The sequence below is a fragment of the uncultured Vagococcus sp. genome (genome assembly GCF_963518325.1).
In the GTDB taxonomy this organism is placed as follows: Bacteria; Bacillota; Bacilli; order Lactobacillales; family Vagococcaceae; genus Vagococcus_D.
The window spans coordinates 70,292-92,053 of the sequence record NZ_CAUQJB010000016.1 but is presented as its reverse complement, the minus strand read 5'-3'; the positions used below and the strand labels follow the sequence as shown (position 1 = coordinate 92,053).

Annotated in this window: 21 protein-coding genes; 18 read left to right on the top strand and 3 right to left on the bottom strand. The window is 40.8% G+C overall.

Features of this window, described 5'->3' with window-relative positions; all coding sequences use genetic code 11:
* Together RWN13_RS13815 and RWN13_RS13810 are read right to left on the bottom strand one after the other, a co-directional pair.
* Window positions 1-632, bottom strand: a 632-nt coding sequence (locus tag RWN13_RS13815; RefSeq protein ID WP_314064711.1) for an Rpn family recombination-promoting nuclease/putative transposase, incomplete at its 3' end; no start/stop codon positions are given.
* Between the two features lie 1,393 nt (window positions 633-2,025).
* A complete protein-coding gene (locus RWN13_RS13810) occupies window positions 2,026-2,706 on the bottom strand; it encodes a helix-turn-helix transcriptional regulator (protein WP_314064707.1) in 681 nt (226 codons plus the stop codon).
* Window positions 2,707-3,035: 329 nt separating this feature from the next.
* Between RWN13_RS13810 and RWN13_RS13805 the strand changes: the two genes are divergently transcribed.
* The 13 genes from RWN13_RS13805 to ruvB all read left to right on the top strand — a co-directional run bounded on the left by RWN13_RS13805 (window position 3,036) and on the right by ruvB (window position 14,969).
* Entirely contained in the window at window positions 3,036-3,308 is a 273-nt protein-coding gene (locus RWN13_RS13805; protein ID WP_314064704.1) for a zinc ribbon domain-containing protein, read from the top strand.
* Window positions 3,309-3,532: 224 nt separating this feature from the next.
* Window positions 3,533-4,549 carry a phosphatidylinositol-specific phospholipase C gene (locus tag RWN13_RS13800; RefSeq protein WP_314064701.1) on the top strand — a complete coding sequence of 339 codons (1,017 nt, stop codon included), beginning with the start codon at window positions 3,533-3,535 and terminating at the stop codon, window positions 4,547-4,549.
* A 242-nt stretch (window positions 4,550-4,791) separates the two neighbouring features.
* On the top strand, window positions 4,792-6,237 hold the full coding sequence (locus tag RWN13_RS13795) for a CehA/McbA family metallohydrolase (protein ID WP_314064698.1): 1,446 nt from the start codon (window positions 4,792-4,794) through the stop codon (window positions 6,235-6,237).
* Between the two features lie 40 nt (window positions 6,238-6,277).
* Window positions 6,278-7,213, top strand: coding sequence for an ABC transporter permease subunit (locus RWN13_RS13790; RefSeq protein ID WP_314064695.1), 936 nt, complete (start codon window positions 6,278-6,280; stop codon window positions 7,211-7,213).
* A gap of 15 nt (window positions 7,214-7,228) precedes the next feature.
* Window positions 7,229-8,902: an extracellular solute-binding protein gene (locus RWN13_RS13785; protein WP_314064691.1), complete on the top strand. Its 1,674-nt coding sequence runs from the start codon at window positions 7,229-7,231 to the stop codon at window positions 8,900-8,902.
* A gap of 65 nt (window positions 8,903-8,967) precedes the next feature.
* Window positions 8,968-9,864: a carbohydrate ABC transporter permease gene (locus tag RWN13_RS13780; RefSeq protein ID WP_314064688.1), complete on the top strand. Its 897-nt coding sequence runs from the start codon at window positions 8,968-8,970 to the stop codon at window positions 9,862-9,864.
* A 22-nt stretch (window positions 9,865-9,886) separates the two neighbouring features.
* Entirely contained in the window at window positions 9,887-10,471 is a 585-nt protein-coding gene (locus tag RWN13_RS13775; protein WP_314064685.1) for a DUF624 domain-containing protein, read from the top strand.
* Between the two features lie 21 nt (window positions 10,472-10,492).
* Window positions 10,493-11,236, top strand: a complete 744-nt coding sequence (locus RWN13_RS13770) for an MgtC/SapB family protein (protein WP_314064682.1) — start codon at window positions 10,493-10,495, stop codon at window positions 11,234-11,236.
* Between the two features lie 123 nt (window positions 11,237-11,359).
* Window positions 11,360-11,806, top strand: a complete 447-nt coding sequence (locus RWN13_RS13765; RefSeq protein WP_314064680.1) for a GNAT family N-acetyltransferase — start codon at window positions 11,360-11,362, stop codon at window positions 11,804-11,806.
* A gap of 186 nt (window positions 11,807-11,992) precedes the next feature.
* Entirely contained in the window at window positions 11,993-12,550 is a 558-nt protein-coding gene (locus RWN13_RS13760; RefSeq protein WP_314064678.1) for a Maf family protein, read from the top strand.
* Between the two features lie 16 nt (window positions 12,551-12,566).
* On the top strand, window positions 12,567-12,995 hold the full coding sequence (msrB, locus tag RWN13_RS13755) for a peptide-methionine (R)-S-oxide reductase MsrB (RefSeq protein ID WP_314064675.1): 429 nt from the start codon (window positions 12,567-12,569) through the stop codon (window positions 12,993-12,995).
* A gap of 348 nt (window positions 12,996-13,343) precedes the next feature.
* Complete coding sequence (ruvA, locus tag RWN13_RS13750) at window positions 13,344-13,946, top strand: Holliday junction branch migration protein RuvA (RefSeq protein WP_314064672.1); 603 nt, start codon at window positions 13,344-13,346, stop codon at window positions 13,944-13,946.
* A 15-nt stretch (window positions 13,947-13,961) separates the two neighbouring features.
* Entirely contained in the window at window positions 13,962-14,969 is a 1,008-nt protein-coding gene (gene ruvB, locus RWN13_RS13745) for a Holliday junction branch migration DNA helicase RuvB (RefSeq protein ID WP_314064670.1), read from the top strand.
* A gap of 97 nt (window positions 14,970-15,066) precedes the next feature.
* Here ruvB and RWN13_RS13740 read toward each other — a convergent pair whose 3' ends face one another.
* A complete protein-coding gene (locus tag RWN13_RS13740; protein WP_314064666.1) occupies window positions 15,067-16,563 on the bottom strand; it encodes a helix-turn-helix domain-containing protein in 1,497 nt (498 codons plus the stop codon).
* Between the two features lie 192 nt (window positions 16,564-16,755).
* On the opposite strand from RWN13_RS13740, the gene RWN13_RS13735 reads away from it, so the two are divergent.
* The 5 genes from RWN13_RS13735 to RWN13_RS13715 all read left to right on the top strand — a co-directional run bounded on the left by RWN13_RS13735 (window position 16,756) and on the right by RWN13_RS13715 (window position 21,556).
* Window positions 16,756-17,604 carry a formylglycine-generating enzyme family protein gene (locus tag RWN13_RS13735; protein WP_399553673.1) on the top strand — a complete coding sequence of 283 codons (849 nt, stop codon included), beginning with the start codon at window positions 16,756-16,758 and terminating at the stop codon, window positions 17,602-17,604.
* An 80-nt stretch (window positions 17,605-17,684) separates the two neighbouring features.
* The gene (queA, locus tag RWN13_RS13730) at window positions 17,685-18,719 is read left to right on the top strand and encodes a tRNA preQ1(34) S-adenosylmethionine ribosyltransferase-isomerase QueA (protein WP_314064661.1); all 1,035 of its coding nucleotides are present in this window, start codon (window positions 17,685-17,687) and stop codon (window positions 18,717-18,719) included.
* Window positions 18,720-19,381: 662 nt separating this feature from the next.
* The gene (gene tgt / locus RWN13_RS13725) at window positions 19,382-20,527 is read left to right on the top strand and encodes a tRNA guanosine(34) transglycosylase Tgt (protein ID WP_314064659.1); all 1,146 of its coding nucleotides are present in this window, start codon (window positions 19,382-19,384) and stop codon (window positions 20,525-20,527) included.
* An 82-nt stretch (window positions 20,528-20,609) separates the two neighbouring features.
* Window positions 20,610-21,017, top strand: coding sequence for a preprotein translocase subunit YajC (yajC, locus tag RWN13_RS13720; protein ID WP_314064657.1), 408 nt, complete (start codon window positions 20,610-20,612; stop codon window positions 21,015-21,017).
* 254 nt (window positions 21,018-21,271) lie between these two features.
* Window positions 21,272-21,556: a post-transcriptional regulator gene (locus RWN13_RS13715; RefSeq protein ID WP_314064656.1), complete on the top strand. Its 285-nt coding sequence runs from the start codon at window positions 21,272-21,274 to the stop codon at window positions 21,554-21,556.
* Window positions 21,557-21,762 lie beyond the last annotated feature (206 nt).

The window sequence follows — 21,762 nt, the reverse complement described above, 5'->3', positions numbered from 1 at the left end:
TCATCAACTAATTTAATCACATCTTTTATATAAGTTTTTGCCGTCTCTTGTACCATACCGAAAACAAAACAATCAACCCAATCAACTAACTTAGGTGGGACATTCCCATTAATTTTCGGTAATTCAATAAAAGTCATTTGCATTAAAGAGGTACCATCTTTACTACGTAAAATATGTTGGTGTTCAGCATCATAAATGTGGAACGTACGCCGTAAATCCTGATCATCGGGAAACATCACATAGTCTAGAATACTGATGACAAAAACAGGTTTCAGTGAGCGGTATTTGATATCCTCTTTTTCAGTATGGGCGTAATTAGCATTAAATCGTTCGCCCCAATAATAGAGGAGTCGCTCGGGGAAAAAACGCCGAGACTGGAGTTGCAATTCAATAATAATGGAAATGCCGCCTTGTATTTTGGCGGAAATATCAACGCTAGTATACAACAAACGATTTTGTTTATGGGCGTCACGGAATGTCTGAATGTTAAAGGGATTTTGAATCTCAAGTGACTCAATTTGAATGTCTAAACTATCAGTGAGAAGCCCTTTTAATATGCGCTTATTGGCTGGCGAGCCGAAAATTTTTTTAAACAATAAATCGTTTTTGACTGTCATTCTTTTTTGACCCATCAATTAACCTCAACTTTCTAATGGTTGACTTGAAATCAGAGAGTATTTATTCTTGACGGGTCTTATTTTTATGCCCCCATTATAAGCGGAAATTCATTAAATATCCAGTGTTTTACTAACATTTTTCTAGTTTTTTATGGCATCATGGCAGACCTCCTTTCTTGAAATGATGCGCTTACTATATTATTCGCAAAAAAGGGGTAATTCCGTTTTTAAAATGGTGAAAAATGAAAAGAGGAAGAATGACAAGGTTAAAATAGAGGTTTTGATGGGAATTCATGAGGATAAGAGCTTAAAAGGAACGGTCTCATCTATTCAGACAGGTAACAAACGCAAGCTAAATCATAAAAAGCTGATTAAATCACACGATAATTCACCTTTAATGGCTACCCTCATGGCCTAGTTAGGTGTGTTTAGCAAGTGAACAAACGTCAAGCGATTTCGTGAATTTGCTACGAGGAGTGATAATTGAAGCCTTCTATATCAGTTTAGCCAATAGTTTGAGAGAGACCGTCAACGTCAACAGTTGCCATAACCGTTTTTTAGAAAAGAGAGACGACCTGTTATATGATCGTCATTTCGATTGAAAAACAATTATATGAGACAAGTTGTTATCTAATTTTTCATTGTTTTTTAGCCTAAATCCGAAATCAGATGATGCTGTTCTATGCTAGCTTTTTGATGAAGCAACTGTATAGCGTTGATATGAAGGTATTTCATAACGGTTTAGCTAATTGGGTTATTAGTTTTGTTTTAAGTGTCATTAGGTCATTTGTGGTAACTGATTATTGCAATCAAATCAATTGATTAATAGGTGGATTCTCTTTAGAAAGGTTCATCTCTAGCCTCATTATTTTACGTCATGCATCACTTGTATTGATCAAAGAAGGTATCAAAATAGTGTGCTATCTTAGTATTAGCATATGTTTAGTTTCTTGTAAAAGTAGCTAACCGACTCTTTTTCACTTGTGAATTTTCAGATAGTTTACGTATAGAGTTAAACTATTGAACAGTGAAGGGCTTTGGTTAAAAGAACGAAATGTATCTCATTAACATTAGGAGCAAAAAGAGGTCAGTTAAGCTAGTTGGAAGGATTGTATTAGTTTAAGGCAGAGGTCAACAAAAATACGTTCATATTGAGGCAGCGAAGTGTTTGGATAGGAAGGTGGAAGAATTATTACAAGTGGAGAATAGCTCTTCAGATAAAGGCTACTAAGATGCAAATCACTTGAATATTACAATGAACGAGGCTGTATAATTGTGGTGAAAAGGATATGCAAAACAAATATATACAAGGGAGTGAGTGGTAGCGAATGAAGTAAAAGAGACAAGCTCTAAAGGGGGGATTTAAATAAGGAAAGACACGGCTCATACATCGTGTCTTTCCTTATTTTTATTCAATGATATATTCTACACCATCGGTATCTTTAATTCGCTTGCTATCTACTCTAGTGTAGGTTTCGTTGAAACTATCACCGGTGACGAGGTATTGGTTCTCAGAGATGGTTACCATGATGTGTTGGTAGGTGCGAAAGTCATCCACTTTTCCTGATTCTTTCATATCATTCGTTGTTTTTGATACTTTTTCGGGAGTCGTATCTGGTTTAATTGGTTTATATTTTTTAAAGAGGTTGAGGCTGTCTTTAGAAAAATCCAAATAAGCGTCGGCAATTTCGACTTTGGGATCATACGCAAGTCTAAAACGATGGGATAATAAATCGTTGGGAGCTAAACCATGTTCATTCCGTCGAGAATTACTGAGGCTGGTTATCAGATTTGCGCTAATTATTATCAGTAATATCAGACTTAAGCAAAGAATAAGTCGTTTTCTAGTTTTGCTTTTTTTTATGGCGTTGCTAAAGGTATCCACCATGTCATTGTCTTCTTTAATCAAGTCGTCTAAAGAAATCTTATAATAATCACTCATTTTGATTAGAACATCAATATTAGGATAAGTTCTGCCATTTTCCCAACTGGAGATGGTCTGTCTGGAAACGTGAAAGAGATTCGCCATGTCCTCTTGTGTTTGATGATGATCTAAACGGATTTTCTTTAACTTTTCTTTGATGTCCATTGAGTATTCCTCCATCTGTATCAGGTAAGTCTAGTATAAATGATAAAGGAGCTCGTTGCTAGATTGACTACTGAGCTATTGGGTTTTTAGTGCTTTCCTTGGTGCTCCATTTTGTTGCGTGGCGTCATGAGGGGAAGTGAGCCAAAAAACCATCAGTTATAAACGCATAGAGGCGCGAGGAGTAGTCATTATTTAGCATCGACCTATTAATGTAACCTTTAAACCTACCGATATAGTTAAAATGAGATTTTTTAGTTTATTCAGGTATTGAATAGAAGGAAAAATAAAAATAGTACTAGCGACGAGTAGTCAGAAAGAAGTGACTTATAATGAAAACAATCTGTCAGAGTTGTGGCATGCCACTGCTGAACCACAATCGAGCTGTGGAACAAGGGACCTTTCTATCGGGGAGATATTGCGACAAATGCTACGACAACGGTTGCTTTATTGATCGAGACTTGAGTATCGATGACATGAAAAAAATTGGACTGACACACATAAAAAAAAGCAAAGACCTTTCTGGCTTGAGACGAGCGGTTATGTTGGTTTATTATCCCTTGATGCTAAAACGTTTGGACCGCTGGACTCCTGGCAGTAAATAGGTTGTTTTCTGTTGTGGGAGTGTGTCACGACTTAAGTAGGCGTAAGTAAAATAGAATAATTACCGTGTTTTATCAAGAGGCCTGTCAAATTTCCGACAGGGCTCTTTTTTTACGCACCGATACGTTAATTCGTTCTTGATTATGTTAAACTTACCGTATAAACGCAGTTATCCTAGAAAGGATAAGAGAATAATCCGTTACATCAATGAAGGGAAGGAGACAATATGTATGACGTAATAATCATCGGTTTAGCTTTATTAGTGTTGAGGCCTGTTAAGGCGTTGGCCCAAGGTCACCTTGCTTATTCTAATGAAGCAGGAGTAGAGGTGGAGCGGGCATCGTGGATGGGGGGGATTGGGGATGAGCGGTTATTATCTTCTTTATCGTTGCCAGGAACCCATGATTCGGCCTCTAATGGTCCAGGAGGAATTCTTGTTAGAAATCAACGAAAAAGCATAAGAGATCAATTATTGTCAGGAATCCGATTTTTGGATATTCGGGCCAGGTTGTACCAAGGGGACTTTGCTATTCATCATGATTTGGTTTATTTGAATAAAAATTTTGCTGATGTATTGCGGGAAACCACTGAATTTTTGAAACAGTATCCTAGTGAGACGGTTTATATGCGAGTGAAGCAAGAGTACAGTAAGGAAAGTGATGATGAGTTTGCTAATCGCTTTGAGAGGTATCTCGAGGAGCTTGCTGATTATGGGCTGATTTATATGGCGTCCAATCGAAATCCGCGACTAGGGGATACTCGTGGAAAATTGGTGTTTCTCAGGGATTTTAAAGGCTCATCTTATGGCCTTAATTATGCTGACTTTGAGATTCAGGATAGGTATCAGTTGCGATCGATTTGGGACATGTATAAGCATAAGTGGCTGCCGATAAAAGGACAGTTAATTAGAGCAGATGAGGACCGACAACAGCGTCAATTTATTAATTACCTCAGTGGTAGTGGTGGCGTATTTCCTTATTTTGTAGCCAGTGGGCACATGTTTCCAAAGACAGATGGCAGGCGTTTGCTGATGGGGTTAACGACTCTGAAATGCCAGATTTATCCAGATTTTCCAAGAGTTAGGCTTGTTCTGGGCCTCTCGGCGATTGTTTTTGAAGGAACGAACACACTGACTCAAAACTACATAATGATCCAAGGCCTTCAGCATGTGGGGATTGTGGTGGCAGATTTTCCTGGTCCGGGATTGATTGAGGCGATTATTACACGGAATTACGACAACTAATTGAAGCACGAGAGATATCTTGGGTAGAAAAACAGTCTATTCAAGGTGTCTTTTTCTTTTAATATCTATTAATTTGAAAGGAAGTGGGTGACAAAAAAAGTCATTGAATAAATTGAAAGCGTGTACAGACTTTGCTAACATTGTTCATAGAGAGGTCTGCCTAAGGTCTCGTGTGGTTGGAGGCTTTGGTCATTCGTGGGGAGGTTAGTTGGAAAATATGGAAAAACAGGAGTTGATGTCTCGTGGAAAAAGCGTTAGGAAACTATTCCTTAAGTTTGTCACCGGATATGACAAATGGTCATGTTGAATATAAAGTGCCAATTCCGAAGGGATTAGTGAGGTTACACATCGATTACGTTGTCGAGAAGATTTGGGAGGAGGATCCCAAACGGATTGAGGGGGAATGGCGTCGTTATGTTGGGGCTCATCCCACTTACAGGGAGCACCCAGCAGAAGGTGAGGGTATCCGCAATTTAGTGACGGTTAGTGTTTCTTCACCGTCTTGTTATTTCGGGGCATCTCATCGTTTTATGGAACAGGAGGCCATAACCATTGGCAAGGAGCACTCGTCACTGGGGTTTATACATGGGGAGTTAGAGGCTGGAATGTGGCGGATTTCCTTTAATTGTCATGCAGTCGTGACGGAAAAGCTGGTAGTCGATTGTCGAATTTATGGAGAGTTTGACGAAGTGGAGCCAAGTAAGGAAGCCTTTAAAGTGAACTTGCCTGAGAAAGCGAAAAAGGCCCGTCCTATTCGAGATTTATCGGAAATAAGCTATCACAAGGTTGAATTGCACACTCATACTTGTCACAGCGATGCGGTATTCACGACTCAGGAATTGGTGGATGCAGCCGAGACGGAAAACATTGAATACTTGGCGATTACGGATCACAATACGATGGCTCCCTTTTATGACAAGTTAAAAGTAGAGGTAAGCCTTATTTATGGCATGGAACTAACGACTTTTTTTGGTCATATTTTGCTTCATAAGGGAGAATTTTTTGAAGGGGTAGACTGGACAGAAATCAGTGAAGAGCGAATTGAACAGGTGCTGGCAGATTTAAAAACACAAGGGCTGTTTATTGGGATGGCTCATCCTTTTAGTATGGGGACGCCGTATTGTACTGGCTGTCAGTGGAATTATGTGCTTAATAATTTGGAGTCGTTGGATTATATTGAAGTTTGGAATTCCTTTGGGCCTCACTTAGAGCCGTGTAATTTAGATGCCTTTGCGAAGTGGACTCAGCTCTTGGATCAGGGAGTTCAGATTCCGGCAACTTGTGGGCGAGATTGGCATGGAGTGGAAAGGCAAAAGGCGCCCTCTAGTTTGTATGTTCAATGTGAAGCTGATGCCAGTCCCCGAGCTGTTTTAGAGGCGATTGCTATGGGACAGAGTTATGTGACCGTGGGACCGCGGTTAGAAGCAATGGTTAATGAGTTGTATTCTATAGGTGACTCCCTGCCCCGTGGAGAAATTCAGCTAGTAATGTCTGTGGAAAATGATGGGGTTGAACGAGGGGCGACCTATGTGGTGGAATCTAATGAGGGCGTCTTGGCAATGGGAGAAGTTAGTGAGGTTATGAGTATTCAGTTAGAGGTTCCGGTAGCCTGTCGTTATATGCGCCTTAGTTTGTTTAATGAAGCCGGGCTGCGTGTGGCATTTACTAATCCATTTTATTTTGATTAGGGACGAACTAGGTTAGAGTGAGGAAAGGATGGCATTCAATATGACGAAATCAGTAGCAAAAACTAAAAAAGGGTATTTGTGGAAACGAATAAAAATGCATCGTGCGTTTTATTTTATGTTGTTGCCCTGTCTGGTATTTTTTATTGTATTTTCTTATATGCCGATGAGTGGGTTGGTCTTGGCATTTAAGGAGTTTCGCTATGATCGAAGTATTTTTGGTGGTGATTGGGTAGGTCTGACCTATTTCAAACGTTTTTTTGCCGATCCAAATAGTTGGAAATACATCAAGAACACCTTAATTATTAGCGGGATGAAATTGATTTTTGCATTGCCTTTTCCAATTGTGTTGGCTTTGTTATTTAATGAAATGAAGTTGACTAAGTTGCGAAATGTTTTTCAGAGTATTGTTTATCTCCCCCATTTCTTATCCTGGGTAGTCGTTGTCGGGTTAGTCCAGCGGATCTTGGCTCCCGATGTGGGGTTGGTTAACAACGTGATTAATTTATTAGGTGGCGACGGTTCTCGTTTTTTTATGATGGAAGAAAGCAGCTTTCGTCCGGTTATGTTTGCTAGTTATATTTGGAAAGACATTGGTTGGAACTCCATCATTTATTTTGCGGCAATTATGGGGATTGATTTGTCTTTGTATGAGGCAGCCGCGATTGATGGGGCCAGTAAGTTGAAGCAGATGTGGCATATTACGTTAACGGGGATTCGCCCGACGATTATCATCTTGTTTATCTTGTCATTAGGGAATGTTTTGTCGGCGGGTTTTGATCAAATCTATTTATTGCAAACCCCGGGGAATACGGAACTATCAGAAATTATCGATACTTATGTAATTAAAACTGGGTTACAAGGTGGCCAGTTTGGTTATGCTACCGCAGTGGGAATGATGCAGGGGGTTATTGGATTGGTGATGGTACTAGCAGTTAATACGGTTACGAGTAAAAAGTTTGAGACATCACTTTGGTAAAGGAGAGAAGAAACGATGAGGTTGAAAAAATGGTTGCTGGCATTAATGGTAATTGGGGCAATAGGTTTAGTGGCTTGTGGTAAAAAGGAGGAGCGAAGTCAGGAGAAACCAAAGGACGCACCGGATACATGGATTGCGGATCGTAAAATAACCGGTTTAGTTTTTTCCAGTGATGCAGAGACGAAGTTAAATCCGGAGTTAATGGCTGAAATAAAAAAACGGACTGGGATTGAGTTAGAGCTACAAACGGTTTCGGCTAATAGTTCCTTGGAAGGGTTGACAGCAGGTTTGGCAGCAGGGGATTTGCCAGATTTTGTGTCCTATTATTTAAATAATAGTGGACGTCCTGAGATGCCGGTTATCCTAAAAGCTGCTCGTGAGGGGCAGTTTGCAGATATTGGGCCTTATCTGAAGGAGTCCAATGTTTATGGTAAGTATTTTGAAAAGGGGTATTTGCCGAGAGATACGGAAGAAAATATCATGTTCCGCGAAGAATTTGATGGGAAGGTCTATTTTGTTCATATGGAGATCCCTCGCTATCCGGGAACAGTTAAGCGGAAATTTGTTGGGGGCAGTTATGTCTTACAAGATGTGGTGGATCAGTTAGGCATTAAACCAGAGGAAATTACCACATCGGAACAGGTTCATCAGTTGCTTAAAGAGATTAAAGGACTGGGCCTAAAGGATAATAATGGTCGTGAGATTACGCCCTTGGGACCAACAATCTGGGGTGGAGCGGATCGTCGCTTCATTTACAATGATTTAACGTGGAATGGTGAAAGCGATGAATATTTCTTAGGGGACAAGGATGGAAATTTGGTGTTTGAAAGTCAGACGGATTATCCGGAACGGCGGGTTGCGTATGTCAGGTCATTGCTTGCAGAAGGTCTGATGCACAAGGAGTTTTATACGATGGAAGAGAATAAGGCGACAGAGGGTGTGATTAATAAATCTTTTGGTGTCATAGCCGATATTCACAACTTTATGCCACAAAACAATGAGTTGAAGTATGTGCCTTTGGGGCCACTTGACACCGCAGAAGGTCCCTATCGTATGGCGTTGGCTTATAAGACAGGCTACAATGGCTGGTCGGTACCGGTGACAACTGAAAATCCGGAAGAGATTGTGAAGTTTGCTGATTTCCTAGCTAGTCGTGAAGGGAAGTTATTGGCTCAATATGGCTTAGAAGGTCGGGATTACGATCTGGACAGCGCTGGCAATCCAGTGGTTAAGGACAGTGTCAGACAGTTGTTGAAGGAGAAACCTGATGAAGCTAAAAAATTGGGCTTTGCAGGGGTTGGCAATCATTGGGCGGAAATTTTAGGTAATACTGATATCGCCAGTCAAGAGGATTTTGGGGAAGAGGAGTGGGGAGCTAAGGACGAATCGGGTCCATCCCAAAAGATTATTGAGTTATTTAATTACGATGAAAAGTTTAAGAATGCGGAAGTTGTTGACGGTTTGTCGCCGAAATCTTTTTTATCTGAATTTGATACAGATGACAAATTAAAAATTGCCTTTGATACCTATACTGATAATTTATTGCGGGCTTATTATGCCAAGGACGAGGGGGAAGTGAAAAAGATTTTGAAGGAAAGTCGGGAGTTGTTAAATGGATCGGGCTTGGCGGACTATATCGCCTTTGTGGAGAAAAAAGTGAAGGATGAGAAGTTGGAACTAAGGTATTAACAGCGTGGTGCAGGTGTTAAGTGGTTGGGGGCCTGAACACTGACAACAAAGGAGGTAGGCAGCAGATGAAAGTAAAGGAAACCCTCTCGGAGAAGGTTTTTAAGGTTTTTAATTATACCGTGGTAACGACTCTTTGTTTAACGATTATTTTGCCTTTTCTCAATATTATGGCATTGAGTTTTAATAAAGGGGCCGATTCGGAAAAAGGTGGTATTTATTTTTGGCCAAGGTCTTGGACTCTTGAGAACTTTCAGGAGGTTTTTAAGACATCAGATATTATTAATGCTATAGGAATCTCTGTTTTTCGGACTGTGGTTGGCACTTTTTTTAGTGTCTTTCTGACAGCGATGGCAGCTTATGCCTTAAAGAAAAAAACTTTACCAGGTAGACGGGTGCTGACTTTTTTCGTGTTCTTCACCATGCTATTTAGTGGAGGGACGATTCCTTATTATTTGGTCTTAAAAACCCTTGGCATTACCAATACGATTTGGGTGTATATTTTACCTAGTTTATACAGTGTCTACAATATCATGATTATGCGGACTTTTTTCATGTCGATTCCAGAGAGTCTGGAAGAGGCTGCCCGAATCGATGGGGCTAGTGAATTTGGCATATTTTTTAAGTTGATTTTACCAATGAGTAAACCGGTGGTTACGACGGTGGCCTTATTTAATGCTGTTGGTCATTGGAATGATTGGTTCACAGGGTCTTTTTATGTCAGAAATGCGAATTTACGACCTTTATCGACTTTGTTGCAAGAGATGCTGACGAAGCAGCAGGCGTTAACAGAGGCTTTGCTTAAGGGGACGGCCTCTTATGATTCTCTGTCTAAAATTACGATTACCGGTGAGTCTTTAAAGATGGCCACGATTATTGTGGCGGTGGTACCGATTATTATGGTCTACCCTTTTGTCCAAAAACATTTTGTCAAAGGGGTTTCGATCGGATCGATTAAGGAATAGGAGTGAAGAGGTGGGCAGGCGAGTGTATCAGATCAGTACAGTGATTTACAGTTTCTTCTATTTAAATGTCTTATGGTGTTTTTTTACCTTACTGGGTGGTGGTATTTTTGGGCTTTTCCCAGCGACGCTGACCGTGTATACAATGCTGAGGTGTCAGTTAACCACTGGGGAATGGGTGGTGAGCTTTCGAGAGTTTTGGCTGATTTACCGGGCTAATTTCAGGCCGATGATCAAGCCGGCGTTGTTGATGTACGGTGTGGGGTATGTCTTGCTGTTAAACAATCAGTACTTAGAGGGACTGGCGGGAAGACCTTTAGGTTACGTCAGTTTATTGTTGGGGCTGTTATTTGTTGCTTACTGTCTGATCTTTTTTCCGGTTCACGCTCATTTCAAGTTGAGTTTTAAAGAAGGCATGCTGAAGCCTTTTTATGTCTTGATGGCTAACCCTGTTTTAGGAATGGTGTCAATCTTAATGTTCCTTTTCAGCGAATGGGCTGTAATCCATACAGCTGGAGTATTTTTGTTGTTTGTTATCTCTGTGCCAGCTTATGTTTGCATGCGCTTGTACTGGCTTTACTTTGAAAAACTGACGCTTAAAGGGATGTGAGTCAAGAAAGGGGGGATCTTCGTGCCAATTAAGACGGTGTTAATCAGGTTGTTGCTGGCAATTTTGGTAGGTGGGGTTGTCGGCTCAGAGCGGGAAAATAAAAATAGCCCGGCTGGTTTTAGGACTCATATTTTAGTGTGTCTAGGGACCACGATTATTTCCTTGATTTCCCTTGAGATGTTGGCGGCGTCTTTACTGTTAATTAAACAGAATCCATTAGGGGCGAATGTGGTGAAGGTAGATGTTGGCAGACTGGGGGCTCAAGCGATTACGGGGATTGGCTTTTTAGGTGCAGGGACGATTATTCAATCTAAGGGGTTGATTCGTGGGCTAACAACCGCTGCCACTCTTTGGGTGGTGGCTGTTATTGGTCTGGCTACAGGGATGGGTTATTATCGGATTGTGATCTGGGGGACGGTGGCCGTTTTTTTGACCCTAGTTACCTTAAAAAAGTTTCAAAAGAAATACATGATGCGACCTAAAGTCGAAACAATTGAGGTCTATTTTAATGACGAGGCAAAGGGGGCTTCGTTTATCGATTATTATTTTTCTACCCATAATATGGTAGTGGAAGAGGTTCAGAGGTGTTACGACCCAAAGCGTCGTTTTGAACCTGATGCAGAGGTTATTCGGGGAAGTCGTTACAGCTTTCATTTGCCATCAAATTCGACGATTCAAGGGATAATGGGGGATTTGAATCGGGAGTTAAGTGTCGAAAGGGTTCGTTATCGGGCTGATTTAAAGGGCGGTGATTTGCTGAATTAGAACGATATTTTGATAAACGCTGGCAGACAGTAACTTCCCTGTCTGCCAGCGTCTTTTTGAGGGGAGCTTTTCCTGAAAAATGCTATACTATTAAGACAAGTATTGATTAGGAGGAGCTGGAAAATGGAAATCGTCGTGGCGGAGTTAGAAGATATTAACGAGTTAAGTGAGTTATTTAATGCTTATCGGGTGTCCTCTCAGCAAGACAGTGATTTGGCAGGAGCTGAGGATTTTTTACGACAGGGATTGGAAAATCAGGAGTCTTACAGTTGGCTGGCGATACCGGAGGAACAAGTGGTTGGCTTTGTTATGCTATACCCAAGTTTTTCTTCAGGGAAGCAGGCTCAGCAGTGGCAGTTAAGCGATCTTTATGTTACCCCAAGTGCCCGTGGACAAGGTGTGGCTCAAGCCTTAATTAAAGAAGTGTTGGCTTTTTCTCAGGGGACGGAGAGTCCGATTTTTATAGAAATCCCTGAGGATCAATCGGTGACTCAAGGATTATATGAGTCGATGGGCTTTATTCGTGAAAAAAATGATCTCTTTTTTTATGGTACTGAACGTAACGATTAATAAAAACTTATAGTTAATTATTTTTTTCACAATATCTCTTAAAAACACTTTATTTTTGGCCGACATAGGAGTATAGTAGCAACGTTAGCAAAAATAGCTATCCGAAACAAAATGATGATAGAGAAATAAGTGGTAACCCTTTTGGGTGCCAATTAGATAAGTGTTTAAAAGAAAGAAGGATTAACGATGACCGTTATATTAGCGTCACAATCACCGAGAAGAAAAGAGTTACTGGCTAAAATTATCGAGGAGTTTCAAACGATGCCTGCGGACATTGATGAAAGTATTGTTGGAGAATTAACGCCACTGGATTATGTTCTTGAAATGGCTCAAAAAAAAGCCCAATTAATTTGTAAGCAAAATCCTCACAATTTAGTAATTGGTAGTGATACAATCGTAGTAGTTGGCGATGAAATACTAGGAAAACCTCAAGATGATCAGGAAGCTTTTGAGATGTTACGTAAGTTAAGTGGCAGAAAGCATCATGTTCATACTAGCGTTTATATGATGAATCCAACGCGGATTGAGCAACAGATTGTCTCTGCTGAAGTGACTTTCTTTGATTTAACAGATGCTGAAATTCATGAGTACATTGCTACCGGGGAGCACTTGGATAAGGCAGGAGCTTATGGGATTCAAGGTCAAGGATCATTGTTGGTCGAAGCGATTAAAGGAGATTATTACGCGATTGTCGGCTTTCCAGTGGCTCAAGTTAAACGAATGTTAGCTAAATTCCAAGACTAAGAAAGAAGGATTGCGAATGAAACCGTCAGAAGATGAATTACGTCAAAAATTGACGCCGTTACAGTTCCAGGTAACTCAGGAAAGTGGTACGGAACAGCCCTTTAGCAGTGAGTATGATGCCCTTGATGAAGAAGGGATTTATGTTGATATCGTAGGTGGTGAAGCCTTGTTTTCTTCTAAAGATAAATACGATGCCGGTTGTGGATGGCCTTCATTTACCAAGCCGATTGCGACGATTAAAGAATTAGAAGATTTAAGTTTAAGCCGTGCTCGCGTGGAAGTTCGCAGTAGCGAGGCAGATTCCCACTTAGGACATGTCTTTAACGATGGTCCGGAAGAGTTTGGAGGCTTACGCTATTGTATTAATGGAGCGGCCTTACGATTTGTGCCAGTCAGTCAGCTAGATGCTGAGGGGTATGGTGAATACAAAGTGTTATTCGACTAATTAAAACGTTGGAGAATCTATTAGATATCTCTGACGTTTTTTATTGTCTCAAAGCCTTTCCAGATTAGTCGCGACAATCGGAGCGTCTTCCTTTAAGTTTATTTTTAAGTAAGCCAAGTAACTTTGAACCACAGACTCAACGAGTATTTTCTTAGATCCATTTAGTTCAAAAAGTGTGAGTCAAAGTATTTAAGCGGCGGAAGAGACTTTTAACCGTAGTTTCAGGTATGAAGATTGATTCTTGATGGCAAACCATTCTTTCTCAGAAACTTTTATGGTACAATTGGAGGGAACGCATGTGCTCATATTTGAAAAAAGCCTGAGCCATGGATACTGGAGGAGAAAAGTGTGTACGAATATATTCGTGGGAAGATTACCCATATTAGTCCTTATTATATTGTGGTAGAAGCGGCTGGCATCGGCTATCAAGTGGCGGTGGCTAATCCTTTTCGTCATTCCGCTGATTTTGGCATGGAAACGTTAATTTATGTTTATCAGGCGGTGCGGGAAGATTCGTTAACGCTCTATGGTTTTAGTGGACTGGAAGAAAAACAATTATTTATCAAATTGATCAGTGTATCAGGAATCGGGCCAAAAAGCGCGTTGGCGATTATGGCAGGTGATGATCACGGTGGGTTGGTTAATGCAGTGGAATCGGAAGACTTTAAGTATTTAACCAAATTCCCGGGAGTAGGTAAAAAAACGGCTCAACAGATGGTCTTGGATTTGAAGGGCAAACTTGGGGACTTAGCTATGAGCGAGTTGGCGGTTGAGGCTATGGCGAAAGAGACTAGCCCCAATACCATTTTGGAAGAAGCTTTGGAAGCTCTGGTTGCCTTGGGTTACAGTGAACGTGAAATCAAGCGGATCAGTAAAGAGCTGGAATCCGTTGAAGCGAAGACGACAGATGGTTATCTGCGTCACGGTTTGAAGTTGTTAATGAAAAAATAAAGGAGTTGACGTGAGATGACAGAAGAGGAACGACTGCTGGCAGGTGAAGCAACCCCCGAAGAAGAAGTTATTGAAACGTCACTTCGGCCCCAACGTCTATCCCAGTATATTGGCCAAGAAAAGGTCAAACAGGAATTGAGTATTTACATTCAAGCAGCTCGTAGTCGGTCGGAATCTTTGGATCACGTTTTGTTGTATGGACCGCCGGGATTAGGTAAGACGACGATGGCCATGGTAATTGCCAACGAGATGGAGGTACAAATCCGAACGACCAGTGGGCCAGCGATTGAACGTCCAGGTGATTTAGTGGCGATGCTGAATGAGCTGGAGCCTGGTGATGTGCTATTTATTGATGAAATTCACCGGTTGCCTCGGGTGGTGGAAGAGATGTTGTATTCCGCTATGGAAGATTTTTACGTGGATATTATGGTAGGTCAGGGGACTACCTCTCATCCGGTTCATTTTTCTTTGCCGCCCTTTACGTTGGTGGGTGCCACGACTCGGGCGGGCATGTTGTCGGCGCCTTTGCGGGACCGTTTTGGCATTGTGTCTCATATGGAGTATTATGAAACGGCAGATTTGCGGGAAATTGTTTTGCGGACGGCGGACATATTTAATACGGAAATCGTCGATGAGGGGGCTTATGAAATTGCTCGTCGCTCTCGAGGGACACCGCGAATTGCCAACCGTCTGTTAAAAAGAGTCCGTGATTATGCGCAAGTTCAAAGTGATGGGGTCGTCAATCGTCAAGTGGCGGATCAAGCTTTGGCGATGTTGCAAGTGGATCATGAAGGCTTGGATTATGTGGATCAGAAAATTTTACGAACGATGATTGAACTCTATCAAGGGGGGCCAATTGGCTTAAGCACATTGGCTGTTAATATTAGCGAAGAGATGGAAACGGTGGAAGATATGTACGAACCTTATTTGATTCAAAAGGGCTTTATTAAACGGACTCCCCGAGGTCGTGTGGCGACTCAAATTGCTTATGAACATCTTGGCTATAAATATTTTGGCGAGTAATTATGACGGGTGGGCCTATAAAGTGGCGGAATAAGGTGATTTAAAAGCTTTCTCATTAGCCAGTACTGGCTAATGAGAAAGCTTTTTTTGACGATGATCAATGGATAAAACGGGTGGTAATAAAATCTTGACTGGCGGCAATGCGCTTGATATTTTGCTGAATGTTTTTCCAATCGTGCATGGTTGGCACGGCATTAATACAAATGACATGAGCGTCCTCTGGATCGAAGCAAGATAGGTTGGTAATGAAGAGGTCATAGTGCTGCTTTTCTAGTAAGGCCTCCCTTTCAGTCTGGGCAGTTAAGATTGTGATGTTAATGGAGTTGCCAAAATGAAAAGTAATTAATTGTCCTAAGAAATCGGAGTGCTCGGTGTCATAGTCACAAAAAATGCCAATGGAGATGGTAGCGTAAAACTGTTCCAACTTATTATTAAGATTAGGCCAATGGATTAAAATCATGTAGAGAACTTCGTCCAGAGCCGAGTCGGTCCATTTATGTTCCATAACAGCTGTCAGTTGAATTAATTCGCTTCTAAGGAGCGGAATCAGCAAAGGGTATTCTGCCAAGGCGTTCTGCCGAAAGGCTTTTTTCTTATTAAAGAGGATAAAGTTGTCGATTAAAAAAACCCGCTGAACGTTGTATATCTCCCAAGTGAGAAACTCCTTGTTTTCTAAGGGGATAGATAAACGCTGGGAAAGGCTATCCAAGCTGGTTTCAATGGTCTGGACGATTTTCTTGATTTGAGGATTTGCTGGTACTAAGGACTGATATAGATAGTCGACTGTTAACGCGTAATCGTCTCGCAAGAAAAAATAAAAAAGGTCGATGAGGTCATCGGGTTGTATCGCTAATTGGAACTGATCTGCCAGTCTTTGAATAGCGTCGGTTTGCTTTAGGAGTAGCTGGAAGATTGGGTGCTCACTGGTTTCTAGCTGGTGTTTTTGGACATGGCCATTTTTTATGCGAATGATACCCGTAGCAATCGTTAAGCGAATTAACTTTAGATCGGGAAAGGTCAAGTTGATGTTTAGGGTGCGAGCCAATAGTTTAATAAAGCGATCGATGGTGGTCTGCTGTTCAATCGTAATAGGGGATGCTGTCCCCAAGTATCGTTCATAGAAATAATGAATAAAAAAGAAGCGAATAGCGGCTTCATCACCCTTGAGTTCATAGGGGGAGGTGGCGATAGTAAAGCCTAGTGGTGCTAGTTTGCTGTTAATTTTCTTAATGGTGCGATGAATGGAGGAGGAGCTGATATACAGTTCTTCCGTTAAATCATCCAAGGTGAGGGCATTATTAAAAAAGAGTAATTCCAATAGTTGGAATTCGGTACTGTTTTCTAAAATCGAGGCGTAAATGAAATCGATGGAATAATTTTGTGGGTATTCCAAGAGAATCCCATTTTTTTGGGAGACATTGATATGAAAAGGACTATAGAGCTCGTTAATCGCTAAGAGATCGCTGCGGAGAATGCGACTGGAACAGTCGAGCTCTTTGGCGAAGGAGTCGACTGGTTGCCAGTTTTGGGTCGCAAAAAGAGCTTCTAAAAAAGAAAGTTGTCTTAGGGTGTTAGAATTTAATATGTGTCTCATAGTAGGGTCTCCTAGTTGGTGGTGTGGTTATTTTTAGTTATTATGACTCATTTTTTTTGAAGAAGTCAAGAAAATATTGGCTAGAAAAGGCTTGAAATTACAATCTTAATATTAGTGGAGCGTTTGATGCCGTCTTTTGTTGAATGCTTGCTATAATTGAAAGGTAGTTTTTAGATGAAAGGTAGCGAGAAGATGATTGAAATTACAGGTGGTCTGACCCTTATTGGAACGGATAGTCAAGTAGGTTTTCCAACAGATTTAGAAGGGCCAGCAGTGGAGCTGGTGATTCCCAGTTTTTTTATTGCTGCCACAACTGTGACTAATGCGGAATTTCAGCAGTTTGTAAGGGCTACAGGGTACCAAACGGATTCGGAGAAATTTGGTTGGTCCTTCGTTTTTCATGCTTTTTTGAGCGAGGATCAGCAACGACGCTCACAAAAGATGCCAGGGACAAATTGGTGGTATGCCGTAGTAGGGGCTAGCTGGTGTTGTCCAGAAGGGCCGGGCTCCAGTCTAGTTGACCGGTTAGATCATCCCGTGGTTCATGTTTCACGGAATGATGCGGTTGCTTATTGTCAGTGGTCGGGTATGCGCTTGCCAACAGAAGCAGAGTGGGAAAAGGCAGCTCGTGGTGGTCTAGTAGGTAAAACCTATGCCTGGGGGGACCAGCTACTCGATGGGGAGCACCACTGCAATATTTGGCAAGGTGATTTTCCGCTGAATAATACCCTTGATGATGGTTTCTTAGGGACGGCACCGGTCAGGACTTACGAACCCAATGGCTATGGCTTATATCAAACAGCTGGCAATGTTTGGGAGTGGTGTGCCAATCCTCGCCATCTTCCCTTAAGTGAGTTTCAGCAAAGTGGTCAGGAAATGTGGCAGCAGCACCAAGGCTATAGTACGGCAGCTTTTGCCATTCGCGGTGGATCGTTTTTGTGTCACGAGTCTTATTGCAATCGGTATCGAGTGGCAGCTCGAAATGGTAATACGGCAGATTCGGCTAGTAATAATATGGGGTTTCGCTGCGTACGGGACTAAGGAATTAAGAAAATTAGCGGAATTCAGCGAAAAATGATAAACTAGCATGAGTAAATTGATGGAGAAAGAGTGAGTAGTAAATGACCTTAACAACAGAGGATTTTGATTTTGATTTACCGGAAGAATTGATCGCCCAAACCCCTTTAGAAAACCGGGAAACGTCTCGTTTGCTTGTTTTAGATAAGGCAACGGGAGATATTCAAGATAAACACTTTTACGATATTTTAGATGAATTACAGGCAGGAGATGCTCTTGTCATGAATAATACCCGCGTTTTACCGGCCCGTTTATACGGTGAAAAGCCGGAAACAGGGGGTCACTTAGAGGTGTTATTGTTGACAAACACCAAAGGCAATACGTGGGAAACCTTGATTAAACCAGCCAAGCGAGCTAAAGTTGGCACGATTATTTCCTTTGGTGATGGTCGTTTAAAAGCAGAGGTGACGAAAGAACTGGATCACGGTGGACGGATTGTTGAGTTTAGCTATGAAGGTGTCTTTTTGGAAATATTGGAATCCTTGGGAGAAATGCCTTTACCGCCATATATTAAGGAACGACTGGAAGATCCAGAACGTTATCAAACTGTTTACGCAGAAGAAAATGGGTCAGCGGCTGCCCCGACAGCAGGGTTGCATTTCACTCAAGAACTGTTAGGGAAGATTGAAGCGAAAGGCGTTAAACTGGTTTATTTGACATTGCATGTGGGTCTGGGAACCTTTAGACCTGTTAGTGTGGATAATATCGCCGAGCATGCCATGCACAGTGAGTTTTATAAGCTGACGGAAGAGTCGGCGGCTAGCTTGCGTCAAATAAAAGCTGAGGGCGGTCGAATCGTAGCGGTAGGAACCACGTCGATTCGGACCTTGGAAACGATTGGCACGAAGTTTGGCGGAGAAATTCAGGCGGACAGTGGCTGGACAGATATCTTTATTACCCCTGGTTATAAGTTTAAATTGGTCGATGCCTTTTCAACGAATTTCCATCTACCAAAATCAACTTTAGTGATGTTAGTCAGCGCTTTTGCCACTAGAGAAAACACATTAGCAGCTTATCATCATGCCATTGACGAAAGGTATCGCTTCTTTAGCTTCGGCGATGCCATGTTTGTTAAATAGGTTAATTAAGAGATTTCCTTAGCGGTTTACAGGTAAGCGCACAAAAAAAGAGTCAAGCTTCTCGATTAGCTTGACTCTTTGTTGCTTTGGAAAGGAAACAGAAAATAGTTTGTTGATACTTTTTGATTTTTAAGTCATGTAAAGTATGTCGAATTTCTTTACTTGTTAAACAAATTTTTTGTCTGCTATACAACTTCTCAACATTTGTTCGTTGTTAATTTAACATCTGTATCTAACGTATTCACTTTCTACATTTATTAATTAATTGTTTATTTAAACACGCATTCACTATTCTTTTTATACAACAGTTTTAATACTTTACACGTTTCAACTAACAGTGGTGAATCTGTACATATACAACTTTATTGTTTACCTTCTAAGCTCGTGTAACACTTTTATCGAGAAATTCATCTATTTTCTGTTTATGCTCCTTTCTTATACTCTTATTAAACCATATATATGAAGCGTTTGCAAATGATTTGACTTAAAACTTAATAAAAAGTGAAAATTCTTTCTGTGACGAGCGTGACGACCGGAAAAACTTGCTAAAATCCCTTATCCAGAGTATGATATTTAACGTATCTAAATCCTGAGAATGACAGATCAATGTCTGTCAGGATGGTCGTATGTTAGAGTATATTGAGAGAAAGTAGGGCAACGAAATGACCGAACCAGCCATTCGTTATCGATTAATAAAAAAAGAAAAACACACGGGAGCCCGTTTAGGCGAAATTATTACGCCTCACGGAACCTACCCAACACCGATGTTTATGCCAGTTGGCACGTTAGCAACGGTTAAAACCATGGCGCCGGAAGAGTTAAAAGAAATGGGCGCAGGGATTATCTTAAGTAACACCTACCATTTATGGTTAAGACCTGGAGAAGACTTGGTTGAAAAAGCAGGTGGGCTTCACAAGTTTATGAACTGGGATCAAGGGATTTTAACGGATTCGGGTGGTTTCCAAGTCTGGTCATTAGCGGACATGCGGAATATCACGGAAGAGGGCGTCAATTTTAAAAACCATTTAAATGGCTCTAAAATGTTTTTATCACCAGAGAAAGCCATTCAGATTCAAAATAAATTGGGACCTGACATCATGATGAGTTTTGATGAGTGTGCGCCTTTTTATGAAAGTCACGACTATGTGAAACGTTCAATTGAACGAACGACTAGATGGGCTGAACGGGGATTGAATGCTCATGCGAATCCAGATCGACAAGGGCTGTTTGGCATCATTCAAGGAGCCGGTTTTAAAGATTTACGAATTCAAAGTGCGAAGGATTTAGTCAGTTTAGATTTCCCTGGATACTCCATTGGTGGCCTATCCGTAGGTGAAACTAAAACGGAGATGAATCAGGTGTTGGAATACTTAAACCCACTGATTCCGGAAAATAAGCCACGCTATTTGATGGGCGTTGGTACAGCCGATTCATTAATTGACGGAGCGATAAACGGTGTGGACATGTTTGATTGTGTCTTGCCAACGAGAATTGCCCGCAATGGGACGTGTATGACTAGCCAAGGGCGTTTAGTGATAAAAAATGCTAAATACGCTGAAGATTTCCGACCATTAGACGAGAAGTGTAACTGTTACACTTGCCGTAACTATTCACGAGCCTATATCCGTCACTTGATAAAATGTAACGAAACCTTGGGAATTCGTTTGACGTCTTACCATAATTTGTATTTCTTATTAAACGTTATGAAACAAGTTCGCCAAGCGATTATGGATGATAATTTATTAGAGTTCAGACAAGCTTTTTTTGATGAGTATGGCTTTAATGATGAAAATCCTAAGAATTTTTAGTGAATTTAGAGAAAATACTAGTAGTTTCGACTAATATTTGATAGAGTTATGTAGAGACATTAGAAAAAAAGAGGTGAAGTAAATGGGAGGATTAGGTTCTTTCTTACCGATGATTGTCATCATGGGTGGAATGGTTTGGTGGATGTCACGTTCACAAAAGAAACAACAACAAAAACGTCAAGATTTATTAAACACAATGGATATTGGCAGTAAAGTTGTGACAATCGGAGGATTGCACGGTGTGATTTCTGAAGTTAATACAGATAAAAGCACAGTGGTATTAGATTGTGAAGGCATCTTTTTAGAATTCAATCGATCTGCAATTTCAAGTGTCACACCACCAGAAGTAACAGAAACAATAGTACCTGATGGGATTATGCAAGAAGCACCAGCAATCGAAGTCGAAGAAGAAATCGTAGAAGACACAACTGACGAAGAAGTAACAGTAGTAGACACGATTGAAGAAGAAACAAAAAAAGAAGAAAATTAATCAATTAAAGGAGAATCGTAAAGATTTTCCTTTTTGCTTTGAGACACAGCGATATAGGAGCAACGCGCCTTAATTCTTAGTGCTTTACTACGTTGTCCCTTGCCTCTAAGCATTAAAATGTGAGTGATTGCCAGGCAATGAGCCACCAACACCTATTCAAGAGAGGCTGTTTTGGCGTGGAGAGTGAGTAGAGCACCTAGTCACGAAACGGATGAAAATGACCTCTTATACTATAAGCGAATGGATACGACTTAATGGAAGCTAACAGAAGTTGGAAAGATAAACTTTTTTTAAATAAAACAGTGAAAGCTAAATGCAGAGAATTTCATGAAAATGGCTATCCCAGTGTTCAAGAATTAGATATGTGGGAATATTTAATTACGTATCGATGGGTTAGGAATGATGACTTAGCCTTATCTGAGAAGAAACAAGATGTCTCAAATGTCACGTTCAATGATTTTTTTGATTTTCAACGTATTAAAGCTCAAACGAGAGATGTTAAGCGATTTGATTGGAATGATATTCAAGACCTCTTATAAAAGTTAAATACATCACAATAAAAGTCAGGCAGAGATAATGAATTATCTGTGTCTTTTTTTGTTTTTATACGAATGTAAATACACTAATGGCGGTGTTCGTCATAATTTATGGGATAAACTGTGAAAAACATCACAGAAAACTATTTACAAATAAAAATAAATATAGTATGATGATTGTGAAAGATATAACAAAAGAAATTTTCAAG